This is a genomic window from Streptomyces sp. ACA25 (assembly GCF_028200735.1).
In the GTDB taxonomy this organism is placed as follows: Bacteria; Actinomycetota; Actinomycetes; order Streptomycetales; family Streptomycetaceae; genus Streptomyces.
This window is the reverse complement of sequence record NZ_JAQKPV010000012.1, coordinates 91,149-106,445: the sequence shown is the minus strand read 5'-3', so window position 1 is coordinate 106,445 and position 15,297 is coordinate 91,149. Positions and strand designations below refer to the sequence as shown.

At 72.1% G+C, this 15,297-nt stretch carries 17 protein-coding genes and 1 tRNA gene; 8 read left to right on the top strand and 10 right to left on the bottom strand.

Annotation, left to right across the window (positions count from 1 at the left end):
* Positions 1 to 17: 17 nt before the first annotated feature.
* The gene (locus tag PJ985_RS18420) at positions 18 to 812 is read left to right on the top strand and encodes a CbtA family protein (protein ID WP_271684914.1); all 795 of its coding nucleotides are present in this window, start codon (positions 18 to 20) and stop codon (positions 810 to 812) included.
* Here the strand turns inward: PJ985_RS18420 and PJ985_RS18415 are convergent.
* The 3 genes from PJ985_RS18415 to PJ985_RS18405 form a co-directional block, all read right to left on the bottom strand.
* Positions 784 to 1,212 (bottom strand): OsmC family protein, encoded by a 429-nt coding sequence (locus PJ985_RS18415; protein WP_271684913.1) that lies wholly within the window; start codon positions 1,210 to 1,212, stop codon positions 784 to 786. The genes PJ985_RS18420 and PJ985_RS18415 overlap by 29 nt on opposite strands.
* Positions 1,213 to 1,416: 204 nt before the next feature.
* A tRNA-Leu gene (locus PJ985_RS18410) sits at positions 1,417 to 1,500 on the bottom strand.
* 84 nt (positions 1,501 to 1,584) lie between these two features.
* Positions 1,585 to 2,934, bottom strand: coding sequence for a DUF445 domain-containing protein (locus PJ985_RS18405; RefSeq protein ID WP_443033523.1), 1,350 nt, complete (start codon positions 2,932 to 2,934; stop codon positions 1,585 to 1,587).
* A 154-nt stretch (positions 2,935 to 3,088) separates the two neighbouring features.
* Here PJ985_RS18405 and PJ985_RS18400 point away from each other — a divergent pair, with 154 nt between their 5' ends.
* Positions 3,089 to 4,396: an SGNH/GDSL hydrolase family protein gene (locus tag PJ985_RS18400; protein WP_271684911.1), complete on the top strand. Its 1,308-nt coding sequence runs from the start codon at positions 3,089 to 3,091 to the stop codon at positions 4,394 to 4,396.
* Between the two features lie 106 nt (positions 4,397 to 4,502).
* Positions 4,503 to 6,926 (top strand): transglycosylase domain-containing protein, encoded by a 2,424-nt coding sequence (locus tag PJ985_RS18395; RefSeq protein ID WP_271684910.1) that lies wholly within the window; start codon positions 4,503 to 4,505, stop codon positions 6,924 to 6,926.
* Here the strand turns inward: PJ985_RS18395 and PJ985_RS18390 are convergent.
* On the bottom strand, positions 6,906 to 7,208 hold the full coding sequence (locus PJ985_RS18390) for a GroES family chaperonin (protein ID WP_271684997.1): 303 nt from the start codon (positions 7,206 to 7,208) through the stop codon (positions 6,906 to 6,908). The genes PJ985_RS18395 and PJ985_RS18390 overlap by 21 nt on opposite strands.
* Positions 7,209 to 7,281: 73 nt before the next feature.
* The gene (locus tag PJ985_RS18385; RefSeq protein ID WP_271684909.1) at positions 7,282 to 7,599 is read right to left on the bottom strand and encodes a DUF3618 domain-containing protein; all 318 of its coding nucleotides are present in this window, start codon (positions 7,597 to 7,599) and stop codon (positions 7,282 to 7,284) included.
* Positions 7,600 to 7,764: 165 nt separating this feature from the next.
* Here PJ985_RS18385 and bcp point away from each other — a divergent pair, with 165 nt between their 5' ends.
* The 4 genes from bcp to PJ985_RS18365 all read left to right on the top strand — a co-directional run bounded on the left by bcp (position 7,765) and on the right by PJ985_RS18365 (position 10,593).
* A complete protein-coding gene (gene bcp, locus PJ985_RS18380; protein ID WP_271684908.1) occupies positions 7,765 to 8,232 on the top strand; it encodes a thioredoxin-dependent thiol peroxidase in 468 nt (155 codons plus the stop codon).
* A gap of 185 nt (positions 8,233 to 8,417) precedes the next feature.
* Positions 8,418 to 9,197: an HAD-IIA family hydrolase gene (locus tag PJ985_RS18375; protein ID WP_271684907.1), complete on the top strand. Its 780-nt coding sequence runs from the start codon at positions 8,418 to 8,420 to the stop codon at positions 9,195 to 9,197.
* Positions 9,198 to 9,328: 131 nt separating this feature from the next.
* Positions 9,329 to 9,934 (top strand): hypothetical protein, encoded by a 606-nt coding sequence (locus PJ985_RS18370; protein ID WP_271684906.1) that lies wholly within the window; start codon positions 9,329 to 9,331, stop codon positions 9,932 to 9,934.
* Positions 9,934 to 10,593, top strand: a complete 660-nt coding sequence (locus tag PJ985_RS18365) for a class F sortase (RefSeq protein ID WP_271684905.1) — start codon at positions 9,934 to 9,936, stop codon at positions 10,591 to 10,593. The genes PJ985_RS18370 and PJ985_RS18365 overlap by 1 nt, the downstream gene beginning before the upstream one ends.
* Positions 10,594 to 10,645: 52 nt before the next feature.
* Here PJ985_RS18365 and rdgB read toward each other — a convergent pair whose 3' ends face one another.
* The 4 genes from rdgB to PJ985_RS18345 all read right to left on the bottom strand — a co-directional run bounded on the left by rdgB (position 10,646) and on the right by PJ985_RS18345 (position 12,793).
* Positions 10,646 to 11,257: an RdgB/HAM1 family non-canonical purine NTP pyrophosphatase gene (gene rdgB, locus PJ985_RS18360; RefSeq protein WP_271684904.1), complete on the bottom strand. Its 612-nt coding sequence runs from the start codon at positions 11,255 to 11,257 to the stop codon at positions 10,646 to 10,648.
* 8 nt (positions 11,258 to 11,265) lie between these two features.
* Positions 11,266 to 11,568, bottom strand: a complete 303-nt coding sequence (locus tag PJ985_RS18355) for a hypothetical protein (RefSeq protein ID WP_271684903.1) — start codon at positions 11,566 to 11,568, stop codon at positions 11,266 to 11,268.
* Between the two features lie 202 nt (positions 11,569 to 11,770).
* The gene (gene rph, locus PJ985_RS18350; protein ID WP_271684902.1) at positions 11,771 to 12,499 is read right to left on the bottom strand and encodes a ribonuclease PH; all 729 of its coding nucleotides are present in this window, start codon (positions 12,497 to 12,499) and stop codon (positions 11,771 to 11,773) included.
* Positions 12,500 to 12,559: 60 nt separating this feature from the next.
* Entirely contained in the window at positions 12,560 to 12,793 is a 234-nt protein-coding gene (locus tag PJ985_RS18345; RefSeq protein ID WP_271684901.1) for a PTS glucose/sucrose transporter subunit IIB, read from the bottom strand.
* A 398-nt stretch (positions 12,794 to 13,191) separates the two neighbouring features.
* On the opposite strand from PJ985_RS18345, the gene PJ985_RS18340 reads away from it, so the two are divergent.
* On the top strand, positions 13,192 to 14,403 hold the full coding sequence (locus PJ985_RS18340) for a PTS transporter subunit EIIC (RefSeq protein WP_271684996.1): 1,212 nt from the start codon (positions 13,192 to 13,194) through the stop codon (positions 14,401 to 14,403).
* 52 nt (positions 14,404 to 14,455) lie between these two features.
* Here PJ985_RS18340 and PJ985_RS18335 read toward each other — a convergent pair whose 3' ends face one another.
* A complete protein-coding gene (locus PJ985_RS18335; protein ID WP_271684900.1) occupies positions 14,456 to 15,211 on the bottom strand; it encodes an MBL fold metallo-hydrolase in 756 nt (251 codons plus the stop codon).
* Positions 15,212 to 15,297: the final 86 nt, after the last annotated feature.

The window sequence follows — 15,297 nt, the reverse complement described above, 5'->3', positions numbered from 1 at the left end:
GAGGGGACCGCTCACTCATGAACCAGTCAACTCCCTACCCCGTCCTGCCCCTGCTCGGCCGCGGCCTCGCCGCCGGTGGCCTCGCCGGGCTGGTTTCGGGGCTGTTCTCCCTGCTCGTCGCCGGTCCGCTGCTGGACCGTGCGGTCCGGCTCGAGGAGGAACGCGAGTCCGCCGCGGGTCACGGCCATGCGCACGACCACCTCCACGAGGAGCTCTTCTCGCGGGGCACCCAGCACGTCGGGCTGGTCGTCACCGCCGTGGTGACCGGCCTGGCGATCGGCGTGTTCTTCGCACTGGTCCACGCCCTGATCCACCGCGGCACCGCGCTGACGGACCGGCCCTGGCCGCGTGCGCTGGCGCTGGCCGCCGCCGGGTTCTTCGCCGTCTCCCTCGTCCCGGGGCTCCGCTACCCGGCCAATCCGCCCGGTGTCGGCGAGGGCGACACCGTCGCGGACCGGCAACTGCTGTGGCTGGCGGCCATCTTCATCGGCATCCTGGGTGCGGTGCTCATCCGGCACTTCCATCACCGGATGACCGACCGGCCCCAGCACCTGCGGCATCTCGCGATGGCGGGGACCGCGGTGGCCACCGTGATCGCGGTCTTCCTGCTCCCGGGCAATCCCGACGAAGTCCCGCTGCCCGCGGATCTGGTCTGGGACTTCCGGGTACTGTCCCTCACCGCGCACGGCATTCTGTGGGCAGTGCTCGGCGCCGCTTTCGGCCGGCTGGGCCTGCGCCGGGACGTGCCGCCGCAGGCCTCAGCCGGCCGAGAGGGGGAACAGGTCAGGACAGCAGTTCGGCCTCCAGTGTGATCTGCACGCCGGCGAGCGCCTTGCTCACCGGGCAGTTCTGCTTCGCCATCTGCGCGGCGTCCTGGAACGCCTTGTCGGAGATCCCGGGAACCCGGGCCTTGACGCTGAGGACAATTCCCGTGATGCCCTCGCCGGGCTGAAAGGTCACCTTCGCCTGCGTCTCCACCGACTCGGGCGGGGTGTCCGCGCCCGCCAGGCCGTGCGAGAGGGCCATCGAGAAGCACGAGGAGTGTGCCGCGGCGATCAGCTCCTCGGGGCTGGTCCGCCCGGCCGGGTCCTCCGCACGGGACGGCCAGGTCACGTCATAGGTGCCGATGCCGGAGGAGTCCAGGGAGACGGTCCCGGAGCCTCCCATCAGCGGGCCGGCCCAGTTGGTGGTCGCGATACGCGTCGTAGCCATGCGGTCAATCCTCCTGCAAGAGTGCGGACATGCCGTTCGCACCCCACGCTATCGTCGGCGGCGAGGTGCCGCGCCGACCGCCACAGGGCGGACGGTGCACGGCCGGCGGCACAACGGTGCAGGCCCGGCTCCGGGGAGCCGGGCCTGCACCGCGGACGGGATCTCGCCGACCGCCCGCACCTGCGTGCGCGCACGGTCCCCGAGTGCGGCGGAAGGGATTCGAACCCTCAAACCCTGTCACGGGTCACTGGACCTAAACCAGCTGCGTCGCCATTGCGCCACCGCCGCAACGCAGGCGCCATCGTATCGGGTCAGGAGGCTTGTCCGGAATCGTGCCGCCCGAGGGCGCGGGCCCGGCGCACGGGCACCGGCTCAGCCGCCCAGGGCCCGGGTGACCGTGTGGATGACCAGACCGGCCAGGGCTCCGATGATGGTGCCGTTCAGTCGGATGAACTGCAGGTCCCGGCCGATGTGGAGCTCGATCTTGCGGGAGGTGTGGCGGGCGTCCCAGGCCGCGACGGTGTCGGTGATCAGCGACGTGATCTCCTTGCGGTACCCGGAGACGACGTGGACGGCCGCGTCCGCGACCCAGCCGTCGATCTTGGCGCGCAGCCGCGCGTCGGCGGTGAGACGGGCTCCCAGGGAGAGCAGCGAGTCACGGGCCCGGAGCCGCAGCGGACTGTTCTCGTCCTCCGCGGCTGTCAGGATCATGGCGCGGAGGTTGGCCCAGGCGGTGGCGATGAGTTCCTGCACCTCGGGACGGTGCAGCAGCTCGGACTTCAGGCGCTCGACCCGGGTCCGGGTCTCGGGGTCGTGCTGCAACTGCTGCGCGAAGTCGGCGAGGAACCGGTCGAGGGCGTACCGGGCCGGGTGTTCGGGCGAGTCCCTCATCTCGGTCACGAAGCGCAGTAGTTCGCGGTAGACCCGGTCGCCGACCCGACGGTCCACGAACCGGGGTGTCCAACCGGGGGCACCGTCCCCGATGGCCGTCAGGACGGCGTCACGGTGCTCGATGAGCCAGGCGTGCGCCTTCACACAGACGAAGTCGACCAGCTTGTGGTGACCGCCGTCGGAAACCGTCCGTTCCAGGAGCGCCCCCAGCGGCGGGGAGAGTTCGACGTCCTCGGCGCGCCGGGTGATGGTCTCGCCGATGACCTGCTGGACGTCGGCGTCATGCAGCACGGTGAGGCCGCCGCGCACCGCGGTGGCCAGCTCCGCCGTCACTCGGTCGGCGTTCTCGGGGCGGGCCAGCCAGGCGCCGGCGCGGGCGGCGAGCCGGACCGAACCGAGCTTGTCGCGGATGACCCGCTCGGAGAGGAAGTTCTCACCGACGAAGTCCCCCAGGGCCTCGCCCAGCTGGTCCTTCTTGGTCGGAATGATCGCGGTGTGCGGGATCGGAACACCCAGCGGATGACGGAAGAGAGCGGTGACGGCGAACCAGTCGGCGAGCGCCCCGACCATGCCGGCCTCGGCCGCCGCGGCCACGTAGCCGGCCCAGGGACCGGCACCGGCTGCCTTCGCCCAGGTGGCCAGGGCGTAGACGACCGCGACGAACACCAGCAGTCCGGTGGCGACCGCCTTCATCCGGCGCAGTCCGCGCTGTTTCTCCCGGTCCGCCTCGGTGAAGCCGTCGGTCAGCAGCCCGGGATCCGGGGGTCCCGCTCCCGGCTCCCGGTCTCCCCCGGTGCTTCCCCTTGCCGTGGTCTGTTCCATCCGTTGCATCCACTCCGCCCGCCGCAGCCGTCGATGCATCCTCGCGCATGGGGCGGGGTGGCCGCACCCGCTTGGCCGCGCACCCGCCCCCGGCTCGTGGGAAAATGCGGCAGAAGCGTGTGACCGGCCGGTTTCCGGACGAGCGAGGGGAACACCTGCCTTGGTGCGCAGCAATCGCGGATACGGGCCGGCGGCGGTGGCGCTGACGGTCGTGCTGCTCGGAGTGACGGTGTCGCTGGGGTTCGGGCAGCGCCCCTCCGACGACCGGACGGTACCGGGCGTACCGTCACCGCGGCTGGTGGTGCCGGTGTCGGAGGGGGACTGGGTGGGGACCTGGGCCACGGCACCGGCCGGCGCCGAGCCCGGCACCGGGCACGGACTGCCCGACCGCTCGCTGCGCAATGTGCTGCGCACCTCGGTGGCCGGGGCGAGCGTGCGGGTCGAGCTGTCCAACCGCTACGGAACGGAGCCCTTGCCGCTGACCCGGGCCAGCGTGGCGCTGGCTGCCGACGGCGGACCGGCGGCCCGGCCGGGCAGTGTCCGCCGGCTGACGTTCCGCGGGGAGTCCTCACCGGTGCTGGCCGCCGGTACCTCGGTGGTGAGCGACCCGGTGCCGTTCGCCGTGCAGGCGGGCGCCGACCTGCTGGTGACCGTGTACGTCGCGGAACGGTCGGGACCGGTGACGTATCACCGGAGGGCGGGCCGCACGAACTACGCGGCGGCAGGTGACCAGACCGGGGACGTCTCGGGGCGGCCGTTCACCGAGACGACCACGCACTGGCGCTACGTCACCGGCGTTCAGGTGCTCAACCCCGAGGTGGAGGGCGCGGTGGTGATGCTGGGCGATTCGCTGACCGACGGCATTTCGGCCACCTTCGGAGCGCACCGCGGCTGGCCCGATCTGCTGGCCGTGCGGCTGCGCCAGGAGCCGGGGAGACCGTCGTACGCGGTGCTGAACAAAGGGCTGAGCGGGAACCGGCTGCTGACTGACGCAGCACCGGGCCGGCCGTTCAACGGATCAGCGGGGCTGCGGCGGCTGCACACGGACGTCCTGCCGCAGCCGGGGGTCCGGACGGTGGTGGTGCAGCTGGGCATCAACGACATCATCCGGGCTGCCGAACCCCCGGACCCCGGGCTCGTGGTGGCGGGGCTGCGGCAGCTGGCGACGGAGGCGCGGGAGCGCGGCCTGTGGGTGGCGGGGGCCACCCTCGCCCCGTTCCGGGGGCACAGCGGCTGGTCGGCGGAGCGGGAGGCGGTCCGGGAACGGGTGAACGAGGAGATCAGGGCGGGCACGGTGTTCGATGCGGTGGTGGATCTCGACGCGGCGCTGCGCGACCCGCTGCGACCGGACCGGCTGCTGCCGGAGTACGACTCCGGTGACCACCTGCATCCGAACGACGCCGGGTTCCGGGCCATGGCGGTGGCCGTGGAGCCGGAGGCACTGGTCCGGGGGTACGGGGCGGCGCTCTGAGCCGTTCGCCGGGCGAGGCTCGCGCGTGTACGCGCTCCGCAATGCGACACTTCATAGCTGATAGGCATATTTTCTCCCTCCGAGGAAGGCGGGCGAGGCCGCAGCGATGAGTGAGACCAGTGCGCGCAAAGACACTGCCCGGGACAGCCCCGGGGACGGACCGCCCGAGGAGCACCGGCGGCGGCGCCGGCTGCTCCCCCGGTGGCGGACCCTGTTCGCCGCCGCACTGCTGACCGCGTCCCTCGCCCTCGGCGGTCTCGTCGCGGGCTACCTGCTGGTGGAGATCCCGGAGCCGAGAAGCGCCTCCGCCGCACAGAGCAACGTCTACCTGTACGCGGACGGCTCGCAGCTCGCCCGGGTCGGTGAGGTGAACCGGGAGAGCGTCTCCCTGTCCCTGGTGCCGGAGGACGTACGGCACGCGGTGCTGGCCGCCGAGGACCGGGCCTTCTTCCGCCAGTCGGCGGTGGACCCCAAGGCCATGGTCCGGGCCGCCTGGAACATGCTGCGCGGAGAGGGCAAGCAGTCCGGCTCCACCATCACGCAGCAGTACGTGAAGAACTACTACCTGGACCAGGAGCAGACCCTCGAGCGCAAGACCAAGGAGTTCTTCATCGCGGTGAAGCTGGACCGCGAGGTGAGCAAGGAGGAGATCCTCGAGGGCTATCTCAACACCAGCTACTTCGGCCGCAACGCGTACGGGATCCAGGCCGCCGCGCAGGCCTACTACGGAAAGGACACCGGGGAGCTGAACGTCGCCGAGGGGGCCTACCTGGCGGCTCTGCTGGTCGCACCCAGCGCCTTCGACGTGGGGTCCGCGACGCAGAACGAGGGCCGGGCGGTCGCCCGATGGGAGTACGTACTGGACGGCATGGTGGACGAGGGCTGGCTGGCCGCCTCGGAGCGGGCCGGGCTGGAGTTCCCGGAGCCGCAGGAGACACGGCCTTCGACCGGCCTGTCCGGGCAGCGCGGATACCTGGTCGAAGCGGTCCGGGACCACCTGATCGAGAGCGGTGTCCTCGATGAGCAGCGACTGGCGGCCGGCGGGTTCCGGATCACCACGACCATCGAGCCCGACCAGCAGGAGGCGCTGACCGCATCCGTCCAGGAGCAGTTGCTGGACCGGAAGGACGAGGAGCGGGAGGCGGACAGCCATCTGCGGGCGGGAGCCACCTCGGTGGAGACGGAGACCGGGCGGGTCGTCGCCATGTACGGGGGCGAGGACTACACGCGGCAATTCCTCAACAACGCCACCCGCCGGGACTACCAGGCGGCGTCCACCTTCAAGCCCTTCGTGTACGCCGCGGCACTGGAGCACGAGGCCACCACCCGGAGCGGGACGCCGATCGGCCCCTCCACGACGTACGACGGAACGAGCGGCCGGGAAGTGCTGGACCGGGACGGGCAGGGCACCGGCTGGTCCCCGGAGAACGAGAACGAGGTCAGCCACGGTGAGCTGACGCTGCGCAGCGCGATGGACCTGTCGGTGAACGCGGTCTTCGCCCAGCTCGGTCAGGACGTGGGGCCGCGGCGGGTGGCCGACACGGCGAGGGCGCTGGGCATCCCCGCGGACACCCCGGGGCTGGACTCCGCGCAGGGATCGGTCTCACTGGGCACCGCGACCCCGAGCACCCTCGACATGGCCGGGGCGTACGCCACGCTGGCGCGGCACGGCGAGCACCTGCCGACAGTGCTGGTGGAGGAGGTCAGCCGGGGCGACGAGGAGATCGAGCTGCCCGCCCGCGAGCCGGAGCGGGCCGTCTCCCGCGAGGTGGCCGACGCCACCACGGACCTGCTGGTCGGCGTGGTCGAGGGCGGTACCGGCTCGGCGGCCGGCGCCGTGGGCCGGCCCGCGGCCGGGAAGACCGGGACCGCGGAACAGGACAAGGCGGCGTGGTTCGCCGGCTACACCCCCGAGCTGGCCACCGTGGTCGCCCTGATGGGGCAGAACCAGGAGACCGGCGCCCAGGAGCCGCTGTACGGGGCGCTGGGACTGGAGCGGGTCAGCGGCGGCGGTGTCCCGGCCGCGATCTGGGGGCAGTACACCGCAGCCGCGCTGGAGGGCGCGCCGGTGCGGGACTTCGACCTCGAGGCCCGGGAGGATTTCGGGGAGACGGACAACGGGCCGGTGGAGGAGTGGGAAGAGCCTGCGGATCCCGGCCCGCCGGTCACCGAGGATTCCCGGCCGCCCGCACAGTCGCCGGAGAGGTCGCCGGAGGAGTCGGCCGAGCCTTCGCCCACCGGGCCGGAGAGCCCGGGCACCTCGGAACCGCCGTCCGGGACACCGTCCCCCACCGGGGAGCCCGAGCCCACGGAGACGCCCGAGCCCACGGAACCCACCGAGACACCCGGGCCTTCGGAGCCCACCGGGACCTCCGGGCCGACGGATCCGGGCACCTCGCCACCGGACGACGGCAGGAACCCCGACGACGGCAGCGACGGCGACAGCGACAGCGACAGCGAGGACGGAAGTGGTCAGCGGGCGCCGCAGAGCGCGGCCCGGCCCGCGTGGTCAGAGATACAGACCGGTTGAGTCGTCGGAGCCGGCCAGCCGCTCGGCGGCCACGGCGTGCAGATCGCGCTCCCGCATGAGGACGTAGGCCACGCCGCGGACCTCGACCTCTGCTCGCTCCTCCGGGTCGTACAGCACCCGGTCGCCCGGCTCCACCGTGCGCACGTTCTGCCCGACGGCCACCACCTCGGCCCAGTCGAGACGGCGGCCGACGGCGGCCGTCGCGGGGATGACGATGCCCCCCGAGGAGCGGCGCTCTCCCTCGATGGTGTCGGTCCGGACCAGCACACGGTCGTGCAGCATCCGGATGGGCAGCTTGTCGTGGGTGGGTGAGGTGCTCACGGGACGACCGTACAACAGGAGTCCGCCGGGTCCGCTACCGGCGGCGGCGAGCGGTGAACACCAGCAGACCGACGGCCGCGACGGCGGCCAGGGCAACCGGCGCGACCCGCTCCGGGCGGGGCCGGCCGTCCTTCGTGAAGAACTGCGCGCGGACGTCGCCGACGGCGCGGTTGACCGCGACGTATGTCCGGCCCGCGGTGCGGTCCAGGGCCTCGGCTGCGCGCATCTTCGCATCGCCGGCGATCGTCGCCGGGTGGACCCGGACGGCGATCTCGCCCAGTGTCTCCGCGAGAGTCTCTCGCCGCCTGGCGATCCGCGCCTCGATCTCCGCAGGAATCCTGGCTTCCGACACCTCTGTGCCTCCCGGTCGAGCTGACGCTGCATGAACACATGGACGTGGACTGTCGGGCACAGTCTGTCAGCTCCGCCCGTCCCGTGCTTGTCCCCACCCCCGATTAGGCTGCGGGGACCACCGCGGCCGGACGGGGCGGTGCGACGAGCGATGCGAGGAGCCTTCATGAGCGAGCGACTGGAGCCGGGCAGCGAGGCCCCGGCGTTCACCCTCCCCGATGCCGACGGCAAGCCGGTGTCGCTGAGTGACTACGCGGGCCGGAAGGTCATCGTCTACTTCTACCCGGCCGCGATGACTCCCGGCTGCACGAAACAGGCCTGCGACTTCACCGACAACCTGGCGCTGCTCGCCGATGCCGGGTACGACGTGGTGGGGATCTCGCCGGACCGGCCGGAGAAGCTGGCGAAGTTCCGCAGCGCGGAGGACCTGAAGGTCACCCTGGCCGGCGATCCGGAGAAGGAAGTCCTGCTTGCCTACGGCGCCTTCGGCGAGAAGAAGCTGTACGGGAAGACCGTCACCGGGGTCATCCGGTCGACCGTCGTGGTCGGCGCGGACGGCAGGGTGGAACGTGCGATGTACAACGTCAAGGCCACCGGGCACGTGGCGAAGCTGATCCGCGACCTGGGCATCTGAGACGTGCCCCGGCCCACCGGTCTCCCCCCGCCCCCGCCGGGCCGGGCGGGGCGGCGGCGCTCCACGTTCCGTACCCCGAACGGCCCCGTGGCCGCCGCGGATCCTGGCATAGGCTGAAGCACATCGGCACAGCACAGTGCGGTGCCGCCGATACCCCGCACCGCGCACGGCAGGAGTCCTCACGCATGGCAGAGCGCAAGCCGATCGAATCCTGGCTCACGGACATGGACGGCGTCCTGATGCACGAGGGCGTCCCGGTCCCCGGTGCGGACCGTTTCATCAAACGGCTCCGCGAGTCCGGAAAGCCGTTCCTCGTGCTGACGAACAACTCCATCTACACCCCCCGGGACCTGCATGCCCGGCTCTCCCGGATGGGCCTGGAGGTGCCGATCGACAGCATCTGGACCTCGGCGCTGGCCACCGCCCAGTTCCTGTCCGACCAGCGTCCGGGCGGCACCGCCTACGTCATCGGGGAGGCCGGTCTGACCACCGCCCTGCACGACGTCGGCTACATCCTGACCGACACCGCCCCGGACTACGTCGTGCTGGGCGAGACCCGCACCTACAGCTTCGAGGCGCTCACCAAGGCGATCCGGCTGATCAACGACGGCTCGCGGTTCATCGCGACCAACCCGGACCACACCGGCCCCTCCGCGGAGGGCGCGCTGCCCGCCACCGGCTCGGTCGCCGCGCTCATCACCAAGGCCACCGGCCGTGAGCCGTACTTCGTCGGCAAGCCCAACCCGCTGATGATGCGGGCCGGTCTCAACGTGCTCGGCGCGCACTCCGAGACCAGCGCGATGATCGGTGACCGGATGGACACCGACGTGCTGGCCGGCCTGGAGGCGGGGATGGAGACCTTCCTGGTGCTGACGGGGCTGACCCGCCCCGAGGAGGTCGAGCGGTACCCGTTCCGCCCCTCCAAGGTGGTCGACTCCATCGCGGACCTCGTCGACGCGATCTGAGAGCACCCGGCCGCGCGCGGGGGTCCGGCCGGGTTACGGGGCTGCCACCGGGTGGCGCAACCGCCGTCCCCAGCGGATGCGTGACGGAGCGCGGCGGGGGACCTTCGAAGGGTACCGACCCGGAGGTTCCCATGGGCATCGCGCTCCCGCTCAAACTTACCCTGTGTGCTGTATCGGTGACGATGGTGACGGTGGCCGGCGCCGGGCCGTCCGCTGCCGGGGTCCGGCCGGCGGAGCCGCCGGACCACCGGGCCGGCGCCGACGTCCGGATCACCCCGATCAGCCCCCGGCCCGGCGACGAGGTCGGCATCCGGGTGTTCAGCTGCAAGGGCGACAAGGGGGTCGCCCATTCCGAGGCGTTCACCGCCGAGGCCCGGCTCCGGCCGGCTGAGGACGGCGGCCTGTCCGGCGAGGCGCGGATCAGCCGCACGATCGGGCCGGGGGCCTACCCGGTCGACATCTCGTGCGACGGGAAGAAGAAGGCGGCGTCCGGACGGGTGATCATCACCGGCGTGATCCCGCCGCACCCCACGGATCACCCGGTGAAACCCTCCGCACCGGTCCGCGCGGGCGGCGGCGGGGCCGCCGGGGAGAACCCGGCCGGGACGGCCGGGCAGGAGACGGCCGGGCAGGAGACGGCCGGGCTGTACGGTCCCGCCGGACTGGCGGTGCTCTCCGGAGGCCTGCTGGCCGTGACCCTGCTGACGGTTCGTCGGCACCGCGCCCGGCGGCAGTGATGGAGGGCGAGCCGCGCCCCTCGGGCTCCGGCCGCCTGGTGTCCGCGACCGCCTGGGCCCTGCTGCTGCTCTTCCTCTGGCTGTGGGGAAGGGACCTGACAGAGGGCGGGCTTCCCGGCGGAGTCCCCGGCAGCGCCTCGTCGGTGCAGCTCGCCGACGGGACCTGGCTGCCGCCCGCCGCCCGTCCGCTCACCGGCGAGCCGGCCCCCCTGGTACTGGAGATCGACTCCATAGGCGTGCGGGCCGACATCATCGAGCGCGGGGTGGACGCGACCGGCGGGGTGGAGCCCCCGCCGTTCGGGACGCCGCACCTCGTCGGCTGGTACCGGGACGGCCCCACGCCGGGCGGCACGGGCGCGGCCGTGCTGGTGGGGCACGTGGACACCGAGACGGAACGAGCGGTCTTCTTCCCGCTGAGCACGGTGGCGGAGGGCAGCACCGTGACCGTCACCCGGGAGGACGGCAGCGCCGCGGAGTTCACCGTGGAGAACGTCGAGACGGTGCACCGCCGGGACTTCGACCCGGGCCGGGTGTACGGCCCCGACACCGAAGGCCGCGCCGAGCTGCGTCTGATCACCTGCGGCGGCGTCTACGAGCCGGAGCGGCGCGCCTACTCGGCGAACGTCGTGGTCTCGGCCTACCTCACCGGCTCGGCCTGACCGGACGCCCGTCCGGGGCGGGCCGCTGCCGCCCCGGCCGCGGCGCCCCGCCTCACCCGAGGAGTTCCCGCACGACCGGGACCAGCCCCCGGAACGCCCGGCCGCGGTGGCTGAGGGCGTTCTTCTCGGCGGGCGTCAGCTCCGCACAGGTGCGGGTCTCCCCGTCCGGCTGGAGGATCGGGTCGTAGCCGAAGCCTCCGGTGCCCTCCGGGATGTGCCGAAGGGTGCCGCGCAGCCGTCCCTCGACGACGCGCTCGGTGCCGTCGGGCAGGGCCAGCGCCGCCGCGCAGGCGAAGTGGGCTCCGCGGTGCGGGGTGCCGATGTCCGCGAGCTGGGCGAGCAGCAGAGCGAGGTTGGCCCGGTCGGCGTCGGGTGCTCCGGGGTTCCCGGCCCAGCGGGCGGAGAAGATGCCGGGTGCTCCGCCGAGGACGTCCACGCACAGACCCGAGTCGTCGGCCACGGCCGGCAGACCGGTGGCCCGGGCCAGGGTGTGCGCTTTGAGCAGGGCGTTCTCCGCGAAGGTGACTCCGGTCTCCTTCACCTCGGGGGCGTCGGGGAAGGCATCGGCGCCGGTCAGGTCGGCGTCCAGCCCTGCGTCGGCCAGGATGGCGCGGAGCTCGGTGACCTTGTGGGCGTTGCGGGTGGCGAGTACGAGACGTGGCATGCGGCTGATTATCCGGGAGAGCAGATGGCGGTCAGCTCGTCGGCGGCATCGCCGAGCGGGCTCAGGTCCGGTTCGGTGTCGTTCTCGGCCGCTTGTGCGATCTCGTCCAGGGCATCCAGCACGGACTCGGCCGCGGCGGCCACTTCGGCGTCGCCGGTGCTTTCCTGGAGCTCCTCGACCTCCTTCTCCACCGCGGCGGTGAATTCACCGAAGTCCTCGGCGTCGATCGCGTCGTCGGCGGCCCGGCCCAGTTCGTCGATGCTGCGGACCACGGCGGCCGCGAGTTTTCCGCACTCCACGGTCCGCTCCACGGCCTGGCACGCTGTGGCGGCGCCGGTGACGGAGACGACCGCGAGGGCGGCGAGGGCAGCCGCCGTGAGACGGCGCGCACGGCTGTCCCGGGAACGGCGTGCAGGACGGCGTGCAGGACGGCGGGATCGGATAACACGACCGGTGGAGAAGCGCATACCGGTCGTGATACCCCGCCCGAGGGCTTTCCGTACCTGTGTGCGGTCAGGAAGTGCCGAGCGACTCCCTCTGCGCCGCATCCAGTTGGGCACAGCCGGCCACCGCGAGGTCGAGCAGGGCAGTGAGTTCCTCGCGGGCGAAGGGCTCGCCCTCGGCGGTGCCCTGGACCTCGACGAAGCGGCCGTCACCGGTGCACACGACGTTCATGTCGGTGCCCGCCCGGACATCCTCCTCATAGGCGAGATCCAGCATCGGGATGCCACCGACGACACCGACGCTCACGGCGGAGACCGCACCGGTGAGCGGCTGGGCCTTTGCCTTGATCAGCTTGCGTTCCTGTGCCCAGGCGATCGCGTCGGCCAGGGCGACGTAGGCCCCGGTGACGGCGGCGGTGCGGGTACCGCCGTCGGCCTGCAGCACATCGCAGTCCAGCACGACGGTGTTCTCACCGAGGGCCTTGAAGTCGATCACGGCGCGCAGCGAACGGCCGATGAGGCGGGAGATCTCGTGCGTACGGCCGCCGATCCTGCCGCGCACGGACTCCCGGTCCCCGCGGGTGTTCGTCGCCCGGGGCAACATGGAGTACTCGCCGGTGATCCAGCCCTCGCCGCTGCCCCGGCGCCATCGGGGCACGCCTTCGGTGACGCTGGCGTTGCACAGCACTCTGGTGTCCCCGAAGGAGAGAAGAACGGAGCCTTCGGCGTGCTTGGTCCATCCGCGTTCGATCGTGACGGGGCGGAGCTGGTCAGGGGTACGGCCATCGGTACGGGACATGCCGCGAGCCTAGCCGGTGCCGGCCGGCTCGGTGCCCTCCCCCGGTGTCACCGCAACGGCTCACATGAGGTCCTCGATGTCCGAGGCGAGCGGGTCGGCGTCGGGGCCGACCACCACCTGTACCGCGGTACCCATGACGACGACCCCGTGCGCGCCGGCGGCCTTCAGCGCCGCCTCGTCGACGCGCGAGGGATCCTCCACCTCCGTGCGCAGCCGGGTGATGCAGCCCTCGATCTCGAGGATGTTCTCGATGCCGCCGAGCCCGGCGACGATCTTCTCAGCGTTGCGGGCCATCCGGGTCTCTCCTGGTGAGGCTGTGGGGCGAGCGCTGCGGGGCGGCAGGGGGCGGGCCGGAAGCCGTCGGCTGCCATGGCCCGGCGCCCGTGGCCACCTCAGCACACCGGGAAGACAAAATACCCCAAAGATCCTTCGCTTTCGTGCGGCCCGGCCGAGCCGCACTGCGCGTCCCGAACCGGCCCGGGCAGCGCGATCTCCGAGCCGATCCGCCCCGGAGCGAAGATCTGCCCCGGCCGGCCGGGCGTGCTAGAAAGACTCCGTACCACTGGTGTAGACCACAGATCCGGGCAGCCCGGTTCCGGTCCGCGTGCGGGCGGGAGACGCCCACCTCCCGAAGGAGGGATCCGTTGACCACGAGAGCAACCGCCGCAAAGAAGCCCCGCGGCAGCCGGGCCATGGCCGTCGCCCAGCGCGTCGGCCGCAGCCTGATGCTGCCGATCGCCACTCTTCCCGCCGCGGCCCTGCTGGTACGGACGGGCGCGGACGACATGCTGGGCCGCCCTTCGTTCCCCGCCCCCGTCAACCGCTTCGCCGAATTCCTGCATGCCGGCGGCAGCACGCTGTTCGACTTCCTGCCGCTGCTGTTCGCGGTCGGCATCGCCATCGGCTTCGCCCGGAAATCCGACGGCTCCACCGGGCTCTCCGCGGTCGTCGGCTACCTCGTCTTCCAGGCCGTGATGGCCACCTTCCACGACCCCAGCCTGCCCGCACAGCCCGACGGCACCCCCGAGGTGGCCGACGCGAGAGTGCTGGGCGGGGTGGTGATGGGCCTGGTGGTGGCCCTGCTCTTCCAGCGCTTCCACCGCACCCGGCTGCCCGACTGGCTGGGGTTCTTCGGCGGCCGCAGGCTGGTGCCGATCCTGTCGGCCTTCGCGGGCCTGCTGCTCGGGATCGCCTTCGGGTACGCCTGGCCGGTGCTCGGCGGCGGGCTGCACGGCTTCAGCGAGTGGCTGGCCGGCTCCGGGGCGGTCGGGGCGGGGATCTTCGGCGTGATCAACCGCGCGCTCATCCCGATCGGCATGCACCACCTGCTCAACTCCTTCCCCTGGTTCCAGGCCGGCTCGTACACGACTCCGGAGGGCGAGACCGTCAACGGTGACATCGCCCGCTTCCTGGCCGGGGACCCGACCGCCGGACAGTTCATGACGGGCTTCTTCCCGATCATGATGTTCGCCCTGCCCGCGGCCTGCCTGGCGATGTATCACTGTGCCCGGCCGGAGCGGCGCAAGGTCGTCGGCGGGATGATGCTCTCCCTGGCCCTGACCGCTTTCGTGACCGGCGTGACCGAGCCCATCGAGTTCACCTTCCTGTTCATCGCCCCGGCGCTGTACGCGGTGCACGCGGTGCTGACGGGTGTCTCCATGGCGCTGGCCTGGGCGCTGGGCATGCAAGGGGGCTTCGGGTTCTCGGCCGGCGCGATCGACTACGTGCTGAACTTCGGGATCGCCGGCAACCCGCTCGGGCTGGCCCTGCTGGGTCTCGGTTTCGCGGTGGTCTACTACGCGGTCTTCCGCTTCGCCATCACCCGGTTCGACCTCCCGACGCCGGGCCGCGAGCCCGAGGAGACCCTGACCGACGAGGAGCGGCAGAGCTACCGGGGAGCCTGACGGCACCCGGGGCCGCCCGGCCCGGTGGGGTGCCCGGGGAGGTGACGGCTGCTCAGAGTGCGTAGACAGCGCCCGGGCGGGCCAGCTCCGCGGGGCCGCCGAAGACGGACTTGGCGTCCCGCAGATTGACCTGCGCGTCGGTCCACGGTGGGACGTGGGTGAGCACCAGCCTCCGGGCGCCGGCGTCCCGGGCGCACTCTCCGGCCTCCAGGCCGGTCAGGTGCACATCCGGGAGGTTCTCCCGGCCATCGGTGAAGGACGCCTCGCACAGGAACAGGTCGGTGTCCCGGGCGAGTTCCTCGAGCCGCCGGCACGGACCGCTGTCCCCCGAGTAGGTGAGCGACCTCCCCTCGTACTCCACCCGGAAACCGAAGGTCTGCACGGGATGCCGCATCCGCGCGGTCCGCACGGTCAGCGGCCCGACCGTGAAAACACCACCGGACTCCAGGGTGTGGAAGTCGAAGACCTCGCTCATCGACTTCTCCGAGGGGGTGTCCGCATACGCGGTCGTCAGCCGCTCCTCGGTGCCGGCCGGCCCGTACACCGGGACCGGCGCGCAGCGCCCGCTCCCCGGCCGGTAGTACCGGGCGACGAAGTAGCCGCACATGTCGATGAAGTGGTCCGGATGCAGATGGCTGAGCGCGACCGCGTCGATGTCATAGAGGCCGCAGTACTTCTGCAGCTCGCCGAGGGCACCGTTGCCCAGGTCGAGCAGCAGCCGGTAACCATCTGCTTCCACCAGGTAGCTGGAGCAGGCCGAGTCCGCGGACGGGAACGACCCCGAGCAGCCGACGACGGTGAGCTTCATGGACGGGGGGACCTCCGTACTGGGATTCCACGACTGTAAGTCGGTTGAGGGGCCTGTGCGCCACCACCGGGCGGCGGTGTGGGCGG

Bases quoted from the DNA above. Each gene is read 5' to 3' on its own strand.
- PJ985_RS18405 (WP_443033523.1), bottom strand. From the start codon at position 2,934: ATGCAACGGATGGAACAGACCACGGCAAGGGGAAGCACCGGGGGAGAC.
- PJ985_RS18365 (WP_271684905.1), top strand. From the start codon at position 9,934: ATGGAGGGCGAGCCGCGCCCCTCGGGCTCCGGCCGCCTGGTGTCCGCG.
- PJ985_RS18420 (WP_271684914.1), top strand. From the start codon at position 18: ATGAACCAGTCAACTCCCTACCCCGTCCTGCCCCTGCTCGGCCGCGGC.
- PJ985_RS18395 (WP_271684910.1), top strand. From the start codon at position 4,503: ATGAGTGAGACCAGTGCGCGCAAAGACACTGCCCGGGACAGCCCCGGG.
- rdgB (WP_271684904.1), bottom strand. From the start codon at position 11,257: ATGCCACGTCTCGTACTCGCCACCCGCAACGCCCACAAGGTCACCGAG.
- bcp (WP_271684908.1), top strand. From the start codon at position 7,765: ATGAGCGAGCGACTGGAGCCGGGCAGCGAGGCCCCGGCGTTCACCCTC.
- PJ985_RS18345 (WP_271684901.1), bottom strand. From the start codon at position 12,793: ATGGCCCGCAACGCTGAGAAGATCGTCGCCGGGCTCGGCGGCATCGAG.
- PJ985_RS18340 (WP_271684996.1), top strand. From the start codon at position 13,192: ATGGCCGTCGCCCAGCGCGTCGGCCGCAGCCTGATGCTGCCGATCGCC.
- PJ985_RS18390 (WP_271684997.1), bottom strand. From the start codon at position 7,208: ATGCTGCACGACCGTGTGCTGGTCCGGACCGACACCATCGAGGGAGAG.
- PJ985_RS18375 (WP_271684907.1), top strand. From the start codon at position 8,418: ATGGCAGAGCGCAAGCCGATCGAATCCTGGCTCACGGACATGGACGGC.
- rph (WP_271684902.1), bottom strand. From the start codon at position 12,499: ATGTCCCGTACCGATGGCCGTACCCCTGACCAGCTCCGCCCCGTCACG.
- PJ985_RS18415 (WP_271684913.1), bottom strand. From the start codon at position 1,212: ATGGCTACGACGCGTATCGCGACCACCAACTGGGCCGGCCCGCTGATG.
- PJ985_RS18370 (WP_271684906.1), top strand. From the start codon at position 9,329: ATGGGCATCGCGCTCCCGCTCAAACTTACCCTGTGTGCTGTATCGGTG.
- PJ985_RS18335 (WP_271684900.1), bottom strand. From the start codon at position 15,211: ATGAAGCTCACCGTCGTCGGCTGCTCGGGGTCGTTCCCGTCCGCGGAC.